Annotated in this window: 15 protein-coding genes; 9 read left to right on the top strand and 6 right to left on the bottom strand. The window is 74.3% G+C overall.

All coding sequences use genetic code 11. The features are described 5' to 3' along the window. Positions 1-24 precede the first annotated feature (24 nt). Genes LV78_RS39170 through LV78_RS39160 form a run of 3 tightly spaced genes read left to right on the top strand, consistent with a single transcriptional unit; the run spans position 25 to position 2,139 of the window. Entirely contained in the window at positions 25-990 is a 966-nt protein-coding gene (locus LV78_RS39170) for a sugar kinase (protein WP_253851273.1), read from the top strand. After that, positions 987-1,736 carry an IclR family transcriptional regulator gene (locus LV78_RS39165; RefSeq protein ID WP_253851272.1) on the top strand — a complete coding sequence of 250 codons (750 nt, stop codon included), beginning with the start codon at positions 987-989 and terminating at the stop codon, positions 1,734-1,736. The genes LV78_RS39170 and LV78_RS39165 overlap by 4 nt, the downstream gene beginning before the upstream one ends. 16 nt (positions 1,737-1,752) lie before the next feature. Further along, positions 1,753-2,139 carry a RidA family protein gene (locus LV78_RS39160; RefSeq protein ID WP_253851297.1) on the top strand — a complete coding sequence of 129 codons (387 nt, stop codon included), beginning with the start codon at positions 1,753-1,755 and terminating at the stop codon, positions 2,137-2,139. A 231-nt stretch (positions 2,140-2,370) separates the two neighbouring features. On the opposite strand, the gene LV78_RS39155 is transcribed toward LV78_RS39160, so the two are convergent. Continuing rightward, complete coding sequence (locus LV78_RS39155; protein ID WP_253851270.1) at positions 2,371-4,674, bottom strand: ATP-binding protein; 2,304 nt, start codon at positions 4,672-4,674, stop codon at positions 2,371-2,373. A gap of 204 nt (positions 4,675-4,878) precedes the next feature. Here LV78_RS39155 and LV78_RS39150 point away from each other — a divergent pair, with 204 nt between their 5' ends. Next, entirely contained in the window at positions 4,879-5,583 is a 705-nt protein-coding gene (locus tag LV78_RS39150) for a hypothetical protein (protein ID WP_253851268.1), read from the top strand. A gap of 160 nt (positions 5,584-5,743) precedes the next feature. On the opposite strand, the gene LV78_RS39145 is transcribed toward LV78_RS39150, so the two are convergent. Continuing rightward, positions 5,744-6,085: a DUF1844 domain-containing protein gene (locus tag LV78_RS39145; RefSeq protein ID WP_015804177.1), complete on the bottom strand. Its 342-nt coding sequence runs from the start codon at positions 6,083-6,085 to the stop codon at positions 5,744-5,746. A gap of 282 nt (positions 6,086-6,367) precedes the next feature. Between LV78_RS39145 and infC the strand changes: the two genes are divergently transcribed. From infC to LV78_RS39125, 4 genes are all read left to right on the top strand, one after another. After that, positions 6,368-7,000, top strand: coding sequence for a translation initiation factor IF-3 (gene infC / locus LV78_RS39140; RefSeq protein ID WP_253851267.1), 633 nt, complete (start codon positions 6,368-6,370; stop codon positions 6,998-7,000). Between the two features lie 84 nt (positions 7,001-7,084). Further along, entirely contained in the window at positions 7,085-7,279 is a 195-nt protein-coding gene (gene rpmI, locus LV78_RS39135; protein WP_015804175.1) for a 50S ribosomal protein L35, read from the top strand. A 62-nt stretch (positions 7,280-7,341) separates the two neighbouring features. Further along, the gene (gene rplT, locus LV78_RS39130) at positions 7,342-7,731 is read left to right on the top strand and encodes a 50S ribosomal protein L20 (protein ID WP_015804174.1); all 390 of its coding nucleotides are present in this window, start codon (positions 7,342-7,344) and stop codon (positions 7,729-7,731) included. Continuing rightward, complete coding sequence (locus tag LV78_RS39125) at positions 7,731-8,579, top strand: TrmH family RNA methyltransferase (protein WP_253851296.1); 849 nt, start codon at positions 7,731-7,733, stop codon at positions 8,577-8,579. The genes rplT and LV78_RS39125 overlap by 1 nt, the downstream gene beginning before the upstream one ends. On the opposite strand, the gene LV78_RS41920 is transcribed toward LV78_RS39125, so the two are convergent. From LV78_RS41920 to LV78_RS39105, 4 genes are all read right to left on the bottom strand, one after another. Next, complete coding sequence (locus tag LV78_RS41920; RefSeq protein WP_253851266.1) at positions 8,576-9,946, bottom strand: sensor histidine kinase; 1,371 nt, start codon at positions 9,944-9,946, stop codon at positions 8,576-8,578. The genes LV78_RS39125 and LV78_RS41920 overlap by 4 nt on opposite strands. Beyond that, entirely contained in the window at positions 9,943-10,614 is a 672-nt protein-coding gene (locus tag LV78_RS39115; RefSeq protein WP_253851264.1) for a response regulator transcription factor, read from the bottom strand. The genes LV78_RS41920 and LV78_RS39115 overlap by 4 nt, the downstream gene beginning before the upstream one ends. Before the next feature lie 139 nt (positions 10,615-10,753). Further along, a complete protein-coding gene (locus LV78_RS39110) occupies positions 10,754-13,585 on the bottom strand; it encodes a hypothetical protein (RefSeq protein WP_253851262.1) in 2,832 nt (943 codons plus the stop codon). A gap of 13 nt (positions 13,586-13,598) precedes the next feature. Continuing rightward, positions 13,599-15,356, bottom strand: coding sequence for an HSP90 family protein (locus tag LV78_RS39105; protein WP_253851260.1), 1,758 nt, complete (start codon positions 15,354-15,356; stop codon positions 13,599-13,601). A 183-nt stretch (positions 15,357-15,539) separates the two neighbouring features. Between LV78_RS39105 and pheS the strand changes: the two genes are divergently transcribed. Continuing rightward, a complete protein-coding gene (pheS, locus tag LV78_RS39100; protein WP_253851259.1) occupies positions 15,540-16,607 on the top strand; it encodes a phenylalanine--tRNA ligase subunit alpha in 1,068 nt (355 codons plus the stop codon). Positions 16,608-16,609 lie beyond the last annotated feature (2 nt).

The following is a 16,609-nucleotide window of genomic DNA, read 5'->3' as shown; positions in this document are numbered from 1 at the left end:
GATCACCAGCCCAGGGGGACGCGGATGCGGTTCGACGACGTGGGCGGCGTGGTGTGCCTCGGCGAGACCATGGCGGTCCTGGTGCCCGCCGAACCCGGACCGGTGCGCGCCGCGCGCGCCTGGACCAGGGCGGTCGGCGGCGCCGAGTCCAACGTGGCCATCCACCTCGCCCGGCTCGGCGTGCCCAGCCGCTGGGTGGGCGCGGTCGGCGACGACGCGTTCGGCGGGGCCGTGCTCGACGCGGTCGGCGGCGCGGGCGTCGACGTCACCGACGTCGTGGTCGACCCGACCCGTCCCACCGGCCTGTACGTCAAGGAAGCCGCCGCCTCCGGCAGCCCCGTCCGCTACTACCGGCGCGGATCCGCGGCCTCCGCCCTCGGCCCCGGCGCGCTGCCCGAGCTCCGCCCCGGCGACGCGCTCGTGCACGTCAGCGGCATCACCGCCGCCCTGTCCGACAGCTGCCTCGACCTGCTGCGCGCCGTGCTGGCCAGGCCGCGCGACGTGCTCGTCTCGTTCGACCTGAACTGGCGGCCCGCGCTGTGGGCCGACCGCGACCCGGCCGTGCTGCGCGAGCTGGCCGACGCCGCCGACGTCGTCCTCGCGGGCGCCGACGAGGCCGAGACCGCCTGGGGCACCGGCGACCCGGCCGAGCTGCGCGCCCTGCTGCCCGGACCGACCACGCTCGTGGTCAAGCAGGGCGAGCGCGGCGCGACCGTCGTGGAGGGCGGCGAGCAGGTGTTCCAGCCCGCGCTGCGCGTCGACGTCGTCGAGCCGGTCGGGGCCGGTGACGCGTTCGCCGCCGGCTACCTCGCCGCCCACCTCGCGGGCGAGCCGCCCGCCCGCCGACTGCGCGCCGGGCACCTGCAGGCCGCCGCCGCACTGCTCACCAGGGAGGATGTCGGGGACCCGCTGCCGCCCTCGGTCACCGCGCCCCTCCTGGACGCGTCGCCCGAGGAGTGGGCCGCCGCCCACCTGAGGAGACCCCGATGAGCCAGAGCCTGGACCGCGCGCTGACCCTCCTGGGCAGGCTCGCCACCGGGCCCAAGACCCTGGACGAGCTGGCGGGCGCCGTGGACGTGCACAAGTCCACCGCGCTCCGGCTCCTGCGCACCCTGGAGTCGCACCGCTTCGCCCAGCGCGACGGCGTGCACCACTACCGGCTGGGCACCGCCCTGTTCGACCTGGCCAACCGGGCGCTGGAGGAGCGCGACGTGCGCCGCAGCAGCGAGCCCGCGCTGCGCGAGCTCAACGGCCGCCTCGGCTACACCGTGCACCTGGCCTCCTACGAGGGCGGCGAGGTCATCTACATCGACAAGTACGACAGCACCCACCCCATGCGGATGTACTCGCGGGTCGGCCGCCGCGCCCCCCTGCACTGCACCGCCGTGGCCAAGGTGCTGCTCTCCGACCTGCCCGAGCACCGGCGCCGCGAGGTCGCCGAGGGCATGGAGTACCCGCCGCTCACCGCGAACACCATCACCGGCCCCGAGCGGTACCTGGCCGAGCTGGAGAAGGTGCGCGAGCGCGGGTACGCCGTCGACAACGCCGAGCACGAGGACTTCATCCACTGCGTCGCAGCCCCCATCAGGGGCGCGCGCGGTGAGGTCGTCGCCGCGGTGTCGATGTCGGTGCCGAAGGTGCTGCTGGACTTCGACGGGTTGCTCGGGCACCTGCCCGACTTGCTCGCCACCGCGCGGGCCGCGTCGATCGAGTGCGGGTGGACCGCGCGTGACTGAGAGAGGAACGAAGAGCATGGGCTCCAAGGCCGAGGTTCGGACCGAGAACGCGCCCACCCCGGTGGCGAGGTTCTCGCAGGGCGTCCGCAAGGGCAACCTGCTCCAGGTCGCCGGGCAGGTCGCGTTCGACCCGAAGACCGGGGACGTCGTCGGCACGACCGTCGCCGAGCAGACCGCGCAGGCGATGCGCAACGTCATCGCCGTGCTGGAGGCGGGCGGCGCGTCGCTGGCCGACGTCGTGATGCTGCGCGTCTACCTGACCGACACCGCGCACTTCGGCGAGATGAACGACGCGTACGGCGAGTTCATGACCGAGGGGCCGTTCTCCGCGCGCACCACGGTCTACGTCGGCCTGCCCGCCGGGCTGCTGGTCGAGATCGACGCGCTGGCCGTCCTGGACTGATCCCCCGGTCCCGGCCCTCCGCGCGAGGGCCGGGACCGGTCGTCCAGCCGCACGTCACCCGGTCCAAACCCCCTGGACGGCGCAACGTCACCCGCGCGGGTTACCGTCCGAGTGGACCAGTTCTGCCGGTGGTTCCTCATGGCGCGCCCGCACCGCTGCGGGTTGACTGCGATCGGATCGCCGGAAAGAGCGTTGTCGTGCTGAGGGAGGACGGCCATGGCCAGGAACGCCTCACCGATCGGCTGACCGGAGTTCGGCGGCCCGCGCGCGCAGCCGCCCGCTCGCGCGCGGGTCGCCCAGGTCGTCGAGCACCCCGGCGAGCGCCTCCAGCACGTCCGGCGGGCTCGGCCTGCCGCGCCCGTCGCCGATCGCCAGCGCCCGCTCCAGCTCCGCCCGCGCCTCGGGCAGCGCGCCGCTCCGGTGCAGCGCCACCCCGGCCGCGCGCCGCGCCCTGACCTCGACCACCGGGGACCGCGCGCCCGCCGCCAGCCCGGTGGCCTCCCGCGCCGCCACCAGCACCTCGGGCCACCGCTCCAGCCCGGCCAGCGCGTCGGCCAGGTGCAGCAGCAGCACCGCCTCCAGCGCGTCCCGCATCTGCGGGCGCAGCCCCAGGACGCCCGCCCGCACCGCCGCCAGCAGCTCCCGGTGCACCGCCTCGGCCTCCGCGTGCCGGTGCGCCCGCGCGAGCACCTGCCCCAGCGCGCTGCCCGCGACGTGCTCGCCCAGCGGGTACCCGGCCGCCCGGAACAGCTCCCGCGCCCGCACCGCGCTGCGCCGAGCGCCCTCCAGGTCGTCCGCGCGGCGCAGCGCCAAGGCCCGGTAGTGCGCGGCCCAGCCCTGCTCGCGCACGTCCCCGGACTCCACCGCCGCCGCCCGCGCGCGGTCGTGCAGCGCCAGGCCCCGCTCGGGGGAGCCGCGCAGCACGACCAGCACCCAGGTCAGGAAGTTCAGCTGCACCGCCTCGTCGCGCGCGCTGCCCAGCGCCCGCGCGGAGGCCACCCCGGCCTCGAACACCCGCTCCCAGGTGGTGGCGTCGCCGTGCTGGTCGGAGTACCAGTGCGCGGCCGAGGCCAGCCGCAGCACCCGCTCGTGCCCGCCCCGCTCGGCGGTCCGGCGCAGCGCGCCCAGCCAGTTCGACAGCTCGGCCACCAGCCAGGCGCCAGCCCCGGCCGCGTCGGCGATCTCGTCGGCCGGGTCCTGCCTGGCCTCGGTGCCGTAGAACGACAGCGCGGTGGTGGCGCGGTCCAGGAACCAGTGGTCCAGGCGCTCCCGCGCCCGCTCGACGTCGGCCGGGTCGGACTCGGCGGCCAGGCGCTCGCCCGCGAACACCCGGAGCAGGTCGTGCAGCGCGTACCGGCCGGGCTCCTCGGCCGTGCCGAGCAGGCTCGCGTCCACCAGCTCGTCCAGGGCGTCCTCGGCGTCGAAGGGGTCGACGTCCAGCGCCACCGCCGCCGACTCCGGGGTGCAGCCCGCGCCGGGGAGCAGGGACAACGCCCGGAACAGCGCCTGCGGGAGCGGGGCGAGCTGGTGGTAGGACAGCTCGAACGCGGGGCGCACGCCCAGGTCGCCCGCCGTGAGCGCGGACAGCCTGCGGCGCTCGTCGCCCAGCCTGGCGGCCAGGTGCGCGACCGTCCACCTCGGGCGGGAGGCGAGGCGGTTGCCCGCGATCCGCAGCGCCAGCGGCAGGTGCCCGCACAGCCGGGCGACCGCCAGGGTGGCCTCCGGCTCCGCGCCGGTCCGCGCCTCGCCCGCGATGGCGGCCAGCAGCCCGGTGGACTCCGACTCGCGCAGCACGTCCAGGCCCAGCCGGGTCGCGCCCTCCAGCCCGGCGAGGACCTGCCGGGAGGTGATCAGCACCAGGGAGCGCGCGCCCTCGGCCAGCAGCGGGCGGACCTGGGCCTCGTCGAGCGCGTTGTCCAGCACCAGCACGGTCGAGCGCTCCCGCAGCAGCGCCCGGTAGCGGTCGGTGCGCTCAGCCTCCGAGCCCGGCGGCTCCTCGCCCAGCGCCACCAGCACCCGCCTGGTCACCTCGTCCGGCCGCACGGGCGTCGCGTCGACCCCGCTCAGGGTGAAGAAGAAGCAGCCGCCGGGGTGCGAGGCGGCCAGCTCGTGGGCGGCGCGCACGACCAGGCTGGTCTTGCCGGAACCGGGCGCGCCGTGCACGGCGACCACCTCCGTGCCACCGGACCGCTCGGCGCCCCCGGACCGCTCGGCGGCGGCGCGGATCGCGGCCAGCTCGTCCGCGCGGCCGGTGAGGTCGGGCAGGGCCGGCGGGAGCGCGCGGGGGCCGGGGGAGCGCGGGCTGCGGGCCCGCCCGCGCTGGGCGGCGGCGAGTAGCTCGGAGCGGTCCGCGTCACCCAGCCCGAGCACGTCGGCGAGCGCGGCGACGGTGCGCCGCTGGGGTCCCCTGGCCCGGCCGCGCTCCACGTCGCTGATCGCGCGCACGCTGACGCCGGAGCCCTCGGCGAGGTCTTCCTGGGTCAGGCCCGCGCGGGTCCGGTGGTGACGCAGCAGGTCGCCCAGCGGTGTGGCCACGGGGGGACAGTAGACCGGTAGGGGGCGCGGGGCGGGAAAAGCGCAGGTGGGCGTCGGACGTGCGGTGTTGGCCCGGTGAACGGACCGCTCGCCCGGCTCGCGGCGGGGGCGGGAGCGGGTTTCGTCCCGGCCGGTGGGAGCCCGGAGGGGGAGCTTCGCCCGAGGGGGTGTCCCACGTCGGTGCGAGCTGGTATCCCTGCGCGCATGAAGTGGTACTCGGACCGTCCCGACCGCTTTGCCCTCCAGTTCGCCGCCGACCTGGTCGCCGTCGCCTGGACCTGGTTCTGGATCGACTTCGCGCTGGGCGCGCGCGACTCCGTGCTGTCCCTGCGGACGACCGGTGAAGAGCTGATCGGCGCAGGTCAAGGGCTCGGCGACACCTTCCGCGACGCCGCCGACCGGGCGCGCGGGATGCCGCTCGTCGGCGACGACCTCGCCTCCGCGCTCCAGCGCGGGCAGGACGCCGGGACCTCCGTCGTCGGGGCCGGGCAGGCGCAGATCGAGGCCGTCGAGACCACCGCGCTCTGGCTCGCCGTCGCGTTCATCGCGCTGCCGGTGGCGTTCCTGCTGATCACGTGGCTGCCGCTGCGCTACCGGTTCGCCCGCCGCGCAGGCGCCGCCCGCACGCTGCGCGACGCCGGGCGCGAGGACCTGCTCGCGCTGCACGCGCTCAACAACCTGGACCTGCGCCAGCTCGCCGCCTTCGACGGCGACCCGCTGGAGGGGTGGCGCAGGCAGGACCCGGAGATCATCGCCCAGCTCGCCGCCAGGCAGCTCCGCTCGTCCGGGGTGCGGCCCCGCGCCGGTGCCGGGCGCGCTGGGGGCGGCCGGGGCAAGGCCGGGCGCGGCAGGGCCGGCCGGGGCAAGGCCGGGCGGGACAGGGCCGAACGCTCCGAGACCGGGGACTGACCGCCCTCGGCCGGGTGGGTGGCGCGGGCGTCCGCCGGTCCTCCGGCAGGCGCCCGCGCCTCGGTGCCGTGCGGGACGGGTGGTGGGCCGCTCGCGCGACCGTCCCGCCTTCCGGCGTCACCCCACCGTCAGGGGACACCGGGAACGGCGGGGAGGGGGATCAGTAGACCGGGCCGGTGAACTTCTCGCCGGGGCCCTTGCCGGGCTCGTCCGGGAACGCCGAGGCCTCGCGGAACGCGCGCTGCACGGACTGGAGGCCGTCGCGCAGGGGACCCGCGTGCGGGCCCAGGTACTCGGCCGAGGCGGTCACCAGGCCGGCCAGCGCGGTGATCAGCCTCCGGGCCTCGTCCAGGTCGCGGCGGGGGCTGTTGTCCGGGTCCTCGTCCGCCAGGCCGAGTCGCTCGGCGGCTGCGGAGAGCAGCATCACCGAGGCCTTGCTGATCACCTCGATGCTCGGGACGTCGTGCAGGTCGCGGACGTTGTCGTCAGGCAGGTCGGTCACCCCGCCATTGTCGCAACCCGCCTCCGGACGCCGCCGGTTCGGGGGTTGACAAGGGATCTGCTACGATGTTCGACGCGACCAGTTCCCGCACGTGCGGGAACGGCAAGTGGAGCCCCGCTCCCACCCGCGTCCGCCGTCCTCGTGACAGGTGGCCGGGTCCGGTCCCTCGCAGGGTGGACTGCGCCCTGTCGTTGTGCGATCGGTCGGAAGAGCGGGCCTCACGCTGGGCAAAAGCGTGAGGCCTCTTGTCTTTTGGCGCACAACGAGTCGCAAAGGACGTGCATGACAAGTCCCTCGAACCGAGGTGCTCCCGTGAGCACCGAGCCGCGTATCAACGACCGCATCCGCGTGCCCGAGGTTCGTCTGGTCGGGCCGAACGGTGAGCAGGTCGGGATCGTTCGCATCGAGGACGCGCTCCGACTCGCACAGGAATCGGACCTCGACCTCGTCGAGGTCGCCGCGCAGGCTCGCCCGCCCGTCTGCAAGCTCATGGACTACGGCAAGTACAAGTACGAGTCCGCGCAGAAGGCCCGCGAGTCCCGGCGCAACCAGCAGCTCACGGTCATCAAGGAGCAGAAGCTCCGCCCGAAGATCGATCCCCACGACTACCAGACGAAGAAGGGCCACGTGGCCCGCTTCCTGGGTCAGGGGAACAAGGTCAAGGTGACCATCATGTTCCGTGGCCGAGAGCAGTCCCGGCCCGAGCTGGGCTACCGGCTGCTCCAGCGGTTGGCCGAGGACGTCGCGGAGCTCGGTTTCGTGGAGTCGAACCCGAAGCAGGACGGCCGCAACATGATCATGGTGCTGGCCCCGCACAAGACCACGAAGACCCGCCCGGTCAAGCACGACCAGGACGAGCACGGCGACCTGGCCGATCAGGCGGACGCCCCGGCTGAGAACGCGCCGGCGGAGTGAAGTTGTGATCTCCCGGCCTCCGGGCCGGGAGATCAGAGCACGGCGCCCCCGCTCGGGTGGTCGCTGCACGAGACGAGGACGGAAATGCCGAAGAACAAGAGCCACAGCGGGACCTCCAAGCGCGTGAAGGTCACCGGCAGCGGCAAGCTGATGCGGGAGAAGGCGGGCAAGCGCCACCTGCTGGAGAAGAAGTCCAGCAAGCTCACCCGTCGCCTCTCCGGCGCCACCGAGGTCGCGAAGAACGACGTGCCTCGGCTGAAGAAGCTGCTCGGCCTCTAACCCGCCCCCTTTTTTCACCACCGGGGCGTCCCCCAGCCCCACGAGATCGACAGGATGGACCCGTGGCACGCGTCAAAAGGGCCGTGAACGCCCAGAAGAAGCGCCGTACCACCCTTGAGCTCGCCAGCGGCTACCGCGGCCAGCGTTCGAGGCTGTACCGCAAGGCCAAGGAGCAGGTGCTCCACTCGCTCAACTACGCGTACCGCGACCGCCGTGCGCGCAAGGGCGACTTCCGCAAGCTCTGGATCCAGCGCATCAACGCGGGCGTGCGTGCCAACGGCATGACCTACAACCGCTTCATCCAGGGTCTTCGCCTGGCCGGCATCGAGGTCGACCGCAAGATCCTGGCCGAGCTGGCCGTCAGCGACCCGACCGCGTTCGCCGCGGTGGTCGAGCTGGCCAAGGCGGCCATGCCCGCCGACGTCAACGCTCCGGCCGAGGACAAGGCCTGATCAGCGACGCCAGTCGTGCGCCACGACCCGCGGACGTCCCGTTCACCGAGCGGACTCCGCGGGTCGTCGCCGCTCGACGCCTGACCCGCCGCTCCGGCCGCGACCGGGCCGCCCGCTTCCTCGCCGAGGGCGCGCAGGCGGTCCGCGAGGCCCTCGCCTGGTCCGCCGCCGGGCGCGGCCGGGTGCACGAGCTGTTCGTCACCGAGGTCGCGGCCGAGCGCAACCGGGAGCTGGTCGACGTGGCCGCCTCGTCGGGCGTGCCGATCAGCGTCGTCACGGACAAGGCCGCAGCCGCGCTGTCCGAGACGGTCACCCCGCAGGGCGTGGTCGCCGTGTGCGACCCGGTCGAGGTCTCCCTCGACGCCGCCCTCACCCCCTCCGCCCGCCTGGTCGCGGTGCTGCACGGCGTCGCCGACCCCGGCAACGCGGGAACCGTCGTCCGGGTCGCCGACGCGGCGGGCGCCGACGCGGTGGTCTTCGCGGGCGACTCGGTCGACGTGCACAACGGCAAGTGCGTGCGCGCCTCGACCGGCAGCGTGTTCCACCTGCCCATCGCCCGCGCCCGCTCCGCCGAGGACGTGTTCACGGCCTGCCGCGCGGCCGGGCTGCGCCTGGTCGCCGCCGACGGGTACGCCACCGAGGACCTGGTGACCGCCGACCTGCGCGGCGACCTGGCCCACCCCACGGCGTGGGTGTTCGGCAGCGAGGCGCACGGCTTGCCCGACGAGGTCGTGGCGAGCCTGGACGGCGCCTTGAAGGTGCCGCTGTACGGCGGCGCGGAGAGCCTGAACCTGGCCACGGCCGCCGCGGTGTGCCTGTACGCGTCCGCGCGGGCGCACCGGGCCTAGAGCCGGTCCGCGCGGGGCAGCGCCGCGACCAGCAGCGCGCCCCGCGCGCTCGCGCCGACGACGAGCGTTCCCCGGTGCACGGCGGCGATGCGACGCGCGATGGCCAGGCCGAGCCCGGTGCCGCCGGTGTCGCGGGCGCGGGCCTCGTCGAGTCGGGTGAACCGGTCGAAGACGCGCTCGCGGTCGGCTTCCGGGATGCCGGGGCCGTCGTCGGCGACTTCGAGGATCACGTGACTGTCCGTTGTGGACAGTCGGACGGTGATCGCGGATTCGGCGTGCCGATCGGCGTTGTCCAGCAGGTTCCCGAGCAACCGGCCCAGCAGTGGGCGACTTCCGAGCACCTGGACGGGATCGTCGGGCAGTTCGGCGACGAGTTCGTGCCCGGATCGGTGCCTTGTCACCTCTTCGCGCACCAGCGCGGCCAAGTCGACGGACGTGGATGCCGCCGAGGTGTGATCGAGCCTGGTCAGCAGGAGCAGATCGGTGGCCAGCGCCTGGATGCGATCGGTGTCGGCCAGCGCGCCCGCCACGACCTCGGGCCAGTCGGCGTGGTCCGGGTGGCTGCGGGCGATCTCCAACTCGGCGCGCAGCGCGGCGATCGGGCCGCGCAGTTCGTGCGACGCGTCTGCGGCGAACCTCCGGTTCTCCTCCACGGCCCGCTCCAGGCGGTCCAGCGCGGAGTTCACGGTGGCCGCGAGTTCGCCCAACTCATCGCGGCCGAGGGGAACCGGCACCCTGCGGACCAGGTCGTGCTCGGTGATGTCGGCCAGTTCCCGGCGGATCGCCTCCACCGGGAGCAGCACCCGGCCTGTCGCCAGCCACACCGCGAGCCCGAACGCCGTGATCAGCGCCAGCGCGCCGCCGAACATCAGCAGGACCGAGCGGTTGAGGTCCCGCTGGGCGCCCGCGAACTCGTCCGACTCCTCCGCCAGGGAGAGGGGACCGGGCACGCCGAGCCCCATGTCATCGCCGACGCACTGACCCCTGGTCGCCGCAGGATCGGTCAGCGGCCACAGCGACAGCTCGGGGGTGCAGTGGTAAGCGGTGCGATGCGCATGAGCCTCGACCATCAGGTCCTCGGCGGGGAACTTCGCCCCCGTCAGGTTGCCGATCTTCAGATAGGTGGTCTGCACGCTGCTGCGCGTGGAGCACCGCCCGCCCGACCGCTCCTGCATCGACGCCGCGTGCTCCTCCGGCCCCACGGGAACCACCCAGGTGCACAGCACGATCCCCTGCACCGGGGCGTTCTCCGGTCGCATCGCGTCGTTCCGCAGCGACACCGACACCATCACCGCGATCGCCAGCAGCGGTACCGAGATCGCGATCACGGCCACCGCCGTCACCCGTCGCCGCAGCCGCCCCCTCACGACTCCTCCAGCCGGTACCCCACCCCGCGCACCGTGGTGATCGTGGAGGTCCCGAACGGTGAGTCGATCTTCCGGCGCAGCGCGCTCACGTACACCTCGACGAGGTTGTGGTCCGCCTCCCGCGCCGAGTCCCACACCCCGGCCAGCACCTCGTCCTTGGTGACCACCCGCCCCTTGCGCCGGGCCAGGTGCTCCAGGACCGCGAACTCCTTGGCGGTCAACGGGATCGCCGTCCCCCGTCGCGAGCAGGTGCGCGTCACCGGGTCCACCACCAGATCACCCGCCACCACCGCCGCCGGTCGCCCCGCCGCGCCCCGCCTCGCCAGCGCGCGCAACCTCGCCACCAGCACCACGTACGAGAACGGCTTCGTCAGGTAGTCGTCCGCGCCGGTGTCCAACCCCTCGGCCTCGTCCAGCTCGCCGTCCTTGGCCGTCAGCATCAGGATCGGCGTCTCGACACCTGCGTCGCGCAACCGTGCGCACACCCGGTACCCGTTCAGCCCCGGCAGCATGATGTCCAGCACGACCACGTCGTACGCGTGCTCCGAGGCCCGCCACAGACCTGTCTCGCCGTCGTGCTCCACGTCCACCGCGAAGCCCTCGGCGACCAGCCCCCGCGCGAGCAGCCCGACGAGCCTGCGGTCGTCGTCAACCAGCAGCACCCTCATGTCCCGGAACGTGCCACAACTCCCCGCCCCGCCGCCTGAAGAACGCTTCAGCGGGCTTCAGGTCCCCTTCAGCCCGACTGCGACACGGTGCCGTCAGCGCGCCTCCCGCTTCGTGGGGTAGCGGGAGGCGCGCCTCGGCTCACTCGTCGTTCAGCCTGGCGTTCAACGACCGCAGCAGCGCGTCGCCGACGACCTGCTTGTCCTGCCCGCGCAGCGCCTCCTCCAGCGCCCCCGCCAGGTCGCCGATGATCGGCGGCGGCGTCCGGTCGGTCACCAGGGCGCCCGCGCGCCGCGCCTCGGCCTCGGCGTTCTCCGGGTCCTCGGCCGCCAGCAGGAACCGCGCGCCCCTGGTGATCATGAACAGCCTGCGGTGCTCGTCACCGGCCTGGTCGGCCAGCTCCTCGGCGACGCCGTTGTGCTCCAGCGCGTTGGCCCAGTCCTCCTCCTGCGCGTGCAGGAAGCCGCGGATGGCGGCGATCCTGGTGCGCAGCATGAGCACCTGCTCCTCGTCGTCCACGTGCTCCAGCAGCCCCTCGGCGTGCGAGACCGCGTGGAACGACTCGGCCACGTCCTCGTTCGGCCGGGTGCTCGCCGCCTCCATCCAGGACGCCGCCGCCTCGTAGGCGTCGCCGATGTCGGTCCACAGCCGCGCCGCGCCCTCGTACGCCTCGGCGCCCTCGACCTCCTGGCCCGCCTGCGCCCGCGCCGCGCCGAGCGCGTCCAGCGTCACGGCCCGCTGCAGCAGCTCCTCCTCGGGGGCCGCCGCGAGCGCGGCCTCCAGGTGCCGCAGCGCCGCGTCGGTCTCGCCGAGCTGCGTGCACACCTTGCCGAGCCGGAACAGCACCGGCACCGAGTCGGACGGCGGCAGGTCGCCCGCCTCCAGGATCCGCAGCGCCTCCTCCAGCGCCTCGGCCGCCTCGATCGGCCGCCGCACGTTCAGGTAGCCGCCCGCGAGCGCGAAGCACGCCCACACGACCTCCTGCTCGCTGCCCAGCTCGCGGGTCACCGCCACGGCCTCGCGCAGCGCGCCCATCCGGTCCGCGTACCGGCCCAGGTGCTCGACCAGCGAGACCCGCCGCTGGTGCGCCTCGACCGTCCACGGCCCGCGCACCGAGCCCGACGCGGCGACCAGCGCGTCGGCCGCCTCCAGCGCCGCGTCGCCGTCCTCGCGCAGCACCGCCAGGTGCCCGAGCAGCCGCAGCGCGTTGAACCGCACCGACGGCGGCGGGTCCTCGGCCAGCAGCGCCTCGGCGATCTCCCGCGCCTCCTCCAGCCGGTCCGCGCTGGCCAGGTGCTCGGCCCGCGCGCAGCGCACCCGCACCAGCAGGTCCGGGTCCGGCTCGGCGAGCGCGTGCGCCTGCTCGACCAGCTCCAGCGCCTCCGGCACCAGGCCGTCGTCCGAGCGCTCCACCAGCTCGGCCAGCACCAGCTTCGCCAGCACCAGCGTCCTGGGCGTGGCGGCCAGCGCGACGCACTCGCGCGCCTCGGCGACCGCCGCCTCCAGCCCGCCGGTCAGCTCGGACCAGCGGCCCGCGCCCCGGCTGCGGTAGCGCACCGCCAGGTCCGGCTCGCCCAGCTCCTCCAGCCGCGCCACGGCCGCCCGGAACGCCGCCAGCGCGGCCTCGTCGTCCAGGCCCGGCTTGGAGGTGAGCGCCCTGCGGGCCGCGACCCGCGCCGCCAGCACGTCCGGCAGCAGCGCGTCCAGGTCGGCGGGCAGCGAGCGCAGCAGCCGCATCCCGGTGAGGAAGTCGTTGCCGGAGAACGCCTTCAGCGCCCGCTCGGCCAGCTCCACCGGATCGGACAGCACCTCCTCGTCCACAGTGGACTCGACCGGCGCGTCGACCTGCGCGTCCGCCGCCGTCGGCACCGCCAGCGGCACCGGCTCGGTGTCGGCCAGCGCCAGCGTCCGGCGGACGCGCGCGCTCACCGCGTCGCTGCCGTTGCGCTCGTCGAACCGGGCCGCGATCTCCAGCGCCTGCGCCCGCAGGAACTCGCGCAGCCCGTCCGCCGACAGCACCTCGGTGCGCCCGTCGCGCGGCACCGCGAACTCCTCCGGCCGGTCCAGCCGGTCCAGCAGCAGCGCCGCGCCCGCCGAGAAGCGCATGGCCTGCGCGGGGTTCGTGGACGAGTGCACCCGGTGCAGGTGCCGCTTGAGCAGCTCGACGCCGCGCTCCACGTTGCCCGAGGTCGCGCAGAACACCAGGTGGTCGTCCAGGTACCCGGTGACCAGGTCGTCGCGGATCGCGCGGTGCGCCACCACGTGCGCCTCGCGGGCCCGCTCCAGGTCGCCCACCTCGACGAACGCGGGCGTCAGCGTGGTCAGGATGCCCTGCGGCTGGCCCGCGCAGCCGGTGTCCTCGGCCAGCTGGTGCTCGGCGTGCGCGATCGCCTCGGCGGGCCTGCCCTGCCAGATCAGGTGCCTGGCCTGCTCCTCGACCACGCACGCCTCGCAGTCGCTGAGCGGACCGCGCTCGGCCGCCAGGTAGCGGGCGAAGTGCTCCCGGTAGCCCTCCTCGTCACCGATGTGGTCGGCCAGCTCGGTGCGCGCCCCGTGCACCGGCTGCGCGGAGAAGCCGTGCTGCCGGTAGCGGGTCGCCAGCTGCTCCAGCACCGACCGGATCTGGTCCAGGGTGAACCGGGGGTCGGCGAGCAGACCGGTGACGATCCACTTGTGCGCCCAGTCGTAGTTGTGCGTCTCCCACTCGTCGAACGCCGTGGGGTCGCGCCGCTCGGCCGCGCCGCACCAGGCGAACGGGGCCAGCATCAGGTCGTACCTGTTCAGGTCGTGCGCCGAGCGCAGCAGCGCGATCCGGCAGCTCACCGCCAGCGGCAGGTGGTCGCAGGCGTCCGCCGCCCGCGCCGCCCGCTCCAGCGCCTCGTGCCTGGCCATGCCCTCCGGCAGGTGGTAGGCCTGCGCGAACTGCTGCTCGGCGGCCTGCTTGATCTCGTCCCGGCCGGGTTCTTCGGTCATCGGGGCTGCCCCTTCATCGGTTGTCCACGGCCCGGTCGAGCAGGTCCAGGAACGAGCGGTTGAGCGCGGCGGTGTCCTTCGGGCGCATGGGGCGCCGGGACTGGAGCAGCGCGTGCACGTACAGCGACTCCACGGTCAGCTCCACGAGCGCCGGGTCGGTCAGCTCGGCGAGCCTGCGCACCAGCGGGCTGCGGCAGTTGAGCACCAGCCGCTGCGCCGCCCCCGGCGCGGACTCGGCCAGGCTGCCCAGCAGCTGCGCCCACAGCGGGTCGTCGGCCTCCTCGCCCGCCTGCTCCACGTCGCGCCTGCGCTCGCCCTCGGCGTTGGTGACCAGCAGCGCGGGCAGAGAGGCCGGGTCGAAGTCGCGCGGGACGACCTCGCAGTCGTGCCGCTCCAGCACCCCCGCCGCGTCCTTCAGCCGCGCCCGCAGCGCCCGCTCCACCTCCGGCTCGGGGTCGCCGAGCGCGGCCAGCACCTCGCTGGGCGCCACCCGCCGCGCCGCGCCCGGACCGTCCAGCGCCACCAGGCGCTCCAGGACCTCCAGGTCGTAGGCGTAACCGGCGTTCAGCAGGCCCATGCCCTGGGCGTGCGCGACCGGCGCGAGCTGGCGGAACTCGTCCACGTCCGGCAGGTACAGCACCGAGCCGTAGCGGCGGCGGAACTGCTTGAGCGACTGCGCGCCGTCCGTGGTCTCGAACGGCAGCCAGCGCTCCACCAGCCGCAGCATCTCCTCGTCCACCCTGGCCAGCGACTTGATGCCCAGGTGGTGCGCCTCCATCAGCGCCGAGGTGCGGCCGGGGTCGGTGGCGTCCAGGCGCACCAGCCAGTCCCGCACCTGGCGGCCCAGCTCCTCCTGCACGATCAGCAGCGTCTCGTCCTGGTACAGCGACTCGCGGCTGGCCGTGGGCCGCAGCGAGGAGGTGTCCACGACGCAGCGCACGAAGTACGCCCAGTCGGGCAGCAGGCCCTCGATGGCCTCGCCGACCAGCATCCGCTTCAGGTACACCCGGTGCGACTGGCGGGCTCCGGGGTGCACGCCCGCGGGCAGCACGTACGCCACGCCGGTCAGGCCGACGGCGGGCACCTCGACCGGGATCGCCGCGAACGGCTCCAGGCCCAGCACGCGCGCCCCGTACGCCATCGGGTCGGTCAGCCACGGCAGCTCGTCGGTCGTGAGAACCTCGTCACCCACCCGGACGGTCACCGGGAGCAGCTCGCCGTACTCGGCGACCAGCGCGCGCACCACGTCGTGGCCGAGCCAGTGGTCGCTGTCGCGGCTCGGCACCAGCTCGATCGTGGTGCCGACCTCGGCGCGCGCCGAGTCGTCCACCTCGACCTCGTAGTTGCCCGCCGCGTCGGCCGACCAGCGGACCGCCGGTCCGCCCTTCGCGGAGCGGCTGACCAGCCGCACCCGCTCGGCGACGAGGAACGCCGACAGCAGGCCCACGCCGAACTGGCCGAGGAAGCCCTGGCGGGCGAACCCCAGCTCGTCCCGCTTGGACGTGCGGCCCAGCGTCGAGAGCAGGTCGTGGACCTCGCTCTCGGTCAGGCCTATGCCCGTGTCGGAGATGCGCAGGGTGCCGTCGGCGCTGGAATCGGCAGGCTCGATGACCACCTCGCCCGGCGCGTCCGGCTGGAGCGCGCGGCGGGCGGTGATGGCGTCCACCGCGTTCTGCAGCAGCTCGCGGGCGTACACGCGCGGGCTGCTGTACAGGTGGTGGCTGAGCAGGTCGATGATCCCGCGCAGGTCGACACCGAAGGTGTGTGCCATGGGAGTGCGGTCCACCTCAGGGTCTTGATCGCTTTCAGACGCCCGAATTCTAGGTGCGCCGGGGCCGCGGTCGCTCTTATTTTGGACCGGTCACCTAGGATCGGTCCGCCGCACCGCGCAGGCGCAACGCACCGCGCGTGGCGGCCATCACCTCATGTCCGCGACGGGAGCTGTACACCAACCATGTCCGGAGCCAACGACCCGTACGACCCGAAGCAGGTCGCGGCGCTGTCCGCCGAGGCGCTCGACGCCGCGGTCGAGCGGGCCCAGGAGGCGTTCGCCCAGGCGAGCGACCTCGACGCGCTCGCCGCCGCCAAGCCCGCCCACCTCGGAGACCGCTCCGCCGTCCTGCAGGCCCGCCGCGAGATCGGCGCGCTGCCCCCGGCCGGGAAGGCCGAGGCGGGCAAGCGCGTCAACGTCGCCAAGCAGGCGATCGACGCCGCCTTCGAGGCGCGCCGAGCCGTCCTGCAGGTCGAGCGGGACGAGCGGGTGCTGCGCGAGGAGTCCGTCGACGTCACCCTCCCGTGGGACCGGGTGCCGCGCGGGGCCCGCCACCCCATCACCACCCTCGCCGAGCGCGTCGGCGACATCTTCGTGGCCATGGGCTACGAGATCGCCGAGGGGCCCGAGCTGGAGGCGGAGTGGTTCAACTTCGACGCGCTCAACTTCGGCAAGGACCACCCCGCGCGGTCCATGCAGGACACCTTCTACGTCGGGCCCGCCGACTCGGGCCTGGTGCTGCGCACGCACACCAGCCCCGTGCAGGCGCGCACGCTGCTCGACCGCGAGCTCCCGGTGTACGTGGTGTGCCCCGGCCGCACCTTCCGCACCGACGAGCTGGACGCCACCCACACCCCGGTGTTCCACCAGGTGGAGGGCCTGGCCGTGGACAAGGGCCTGACCATGGCCCACCTCAAGGGCACCCTCGACGCGTTCGCCCGCGCCGTCTTCGGCGAGGAGTCGCGCACCCGGTTGCGCCCCAGCTTCTTCCCCTTCACCGAGCCGTCCGCCGAGGTGGACGTCTGGTTCCCGCAGAAGAAGGGCGGGGCGGGCTGGGTCGAGTGGGGCGGCTGCGGCATGGTCAACCCCAACGTGCTGCGCAACTGCGGCGTCGACCCCGAGGTCTACTCCGGATTCGCCTTCGGCATGGGCCTGGAGCGCACGCTCCAGTTCCGCAACGGCATCCCCGACATGCGGGACATGGTCGAGGGCGACGTCCGCTTCACCCAGCCATTCGGAACGGAGGCCTGACC

Origin of the sequence: Actinosynnema pretiosum, from assembly GCF_024171695.1 — a bacterium.
GTDB classification, from domain to species: Bacteria; Actinomycetota; Actinomycetes; order Mycobacteriales; family Pseudonocardiaceae; genus Actinosynnema; species Actinosynnema pretiosum.
Note: the sequence above shows the minus strand (reverse complement) of the source record. Positions and strands in the feature narration are given on the sequence as shown.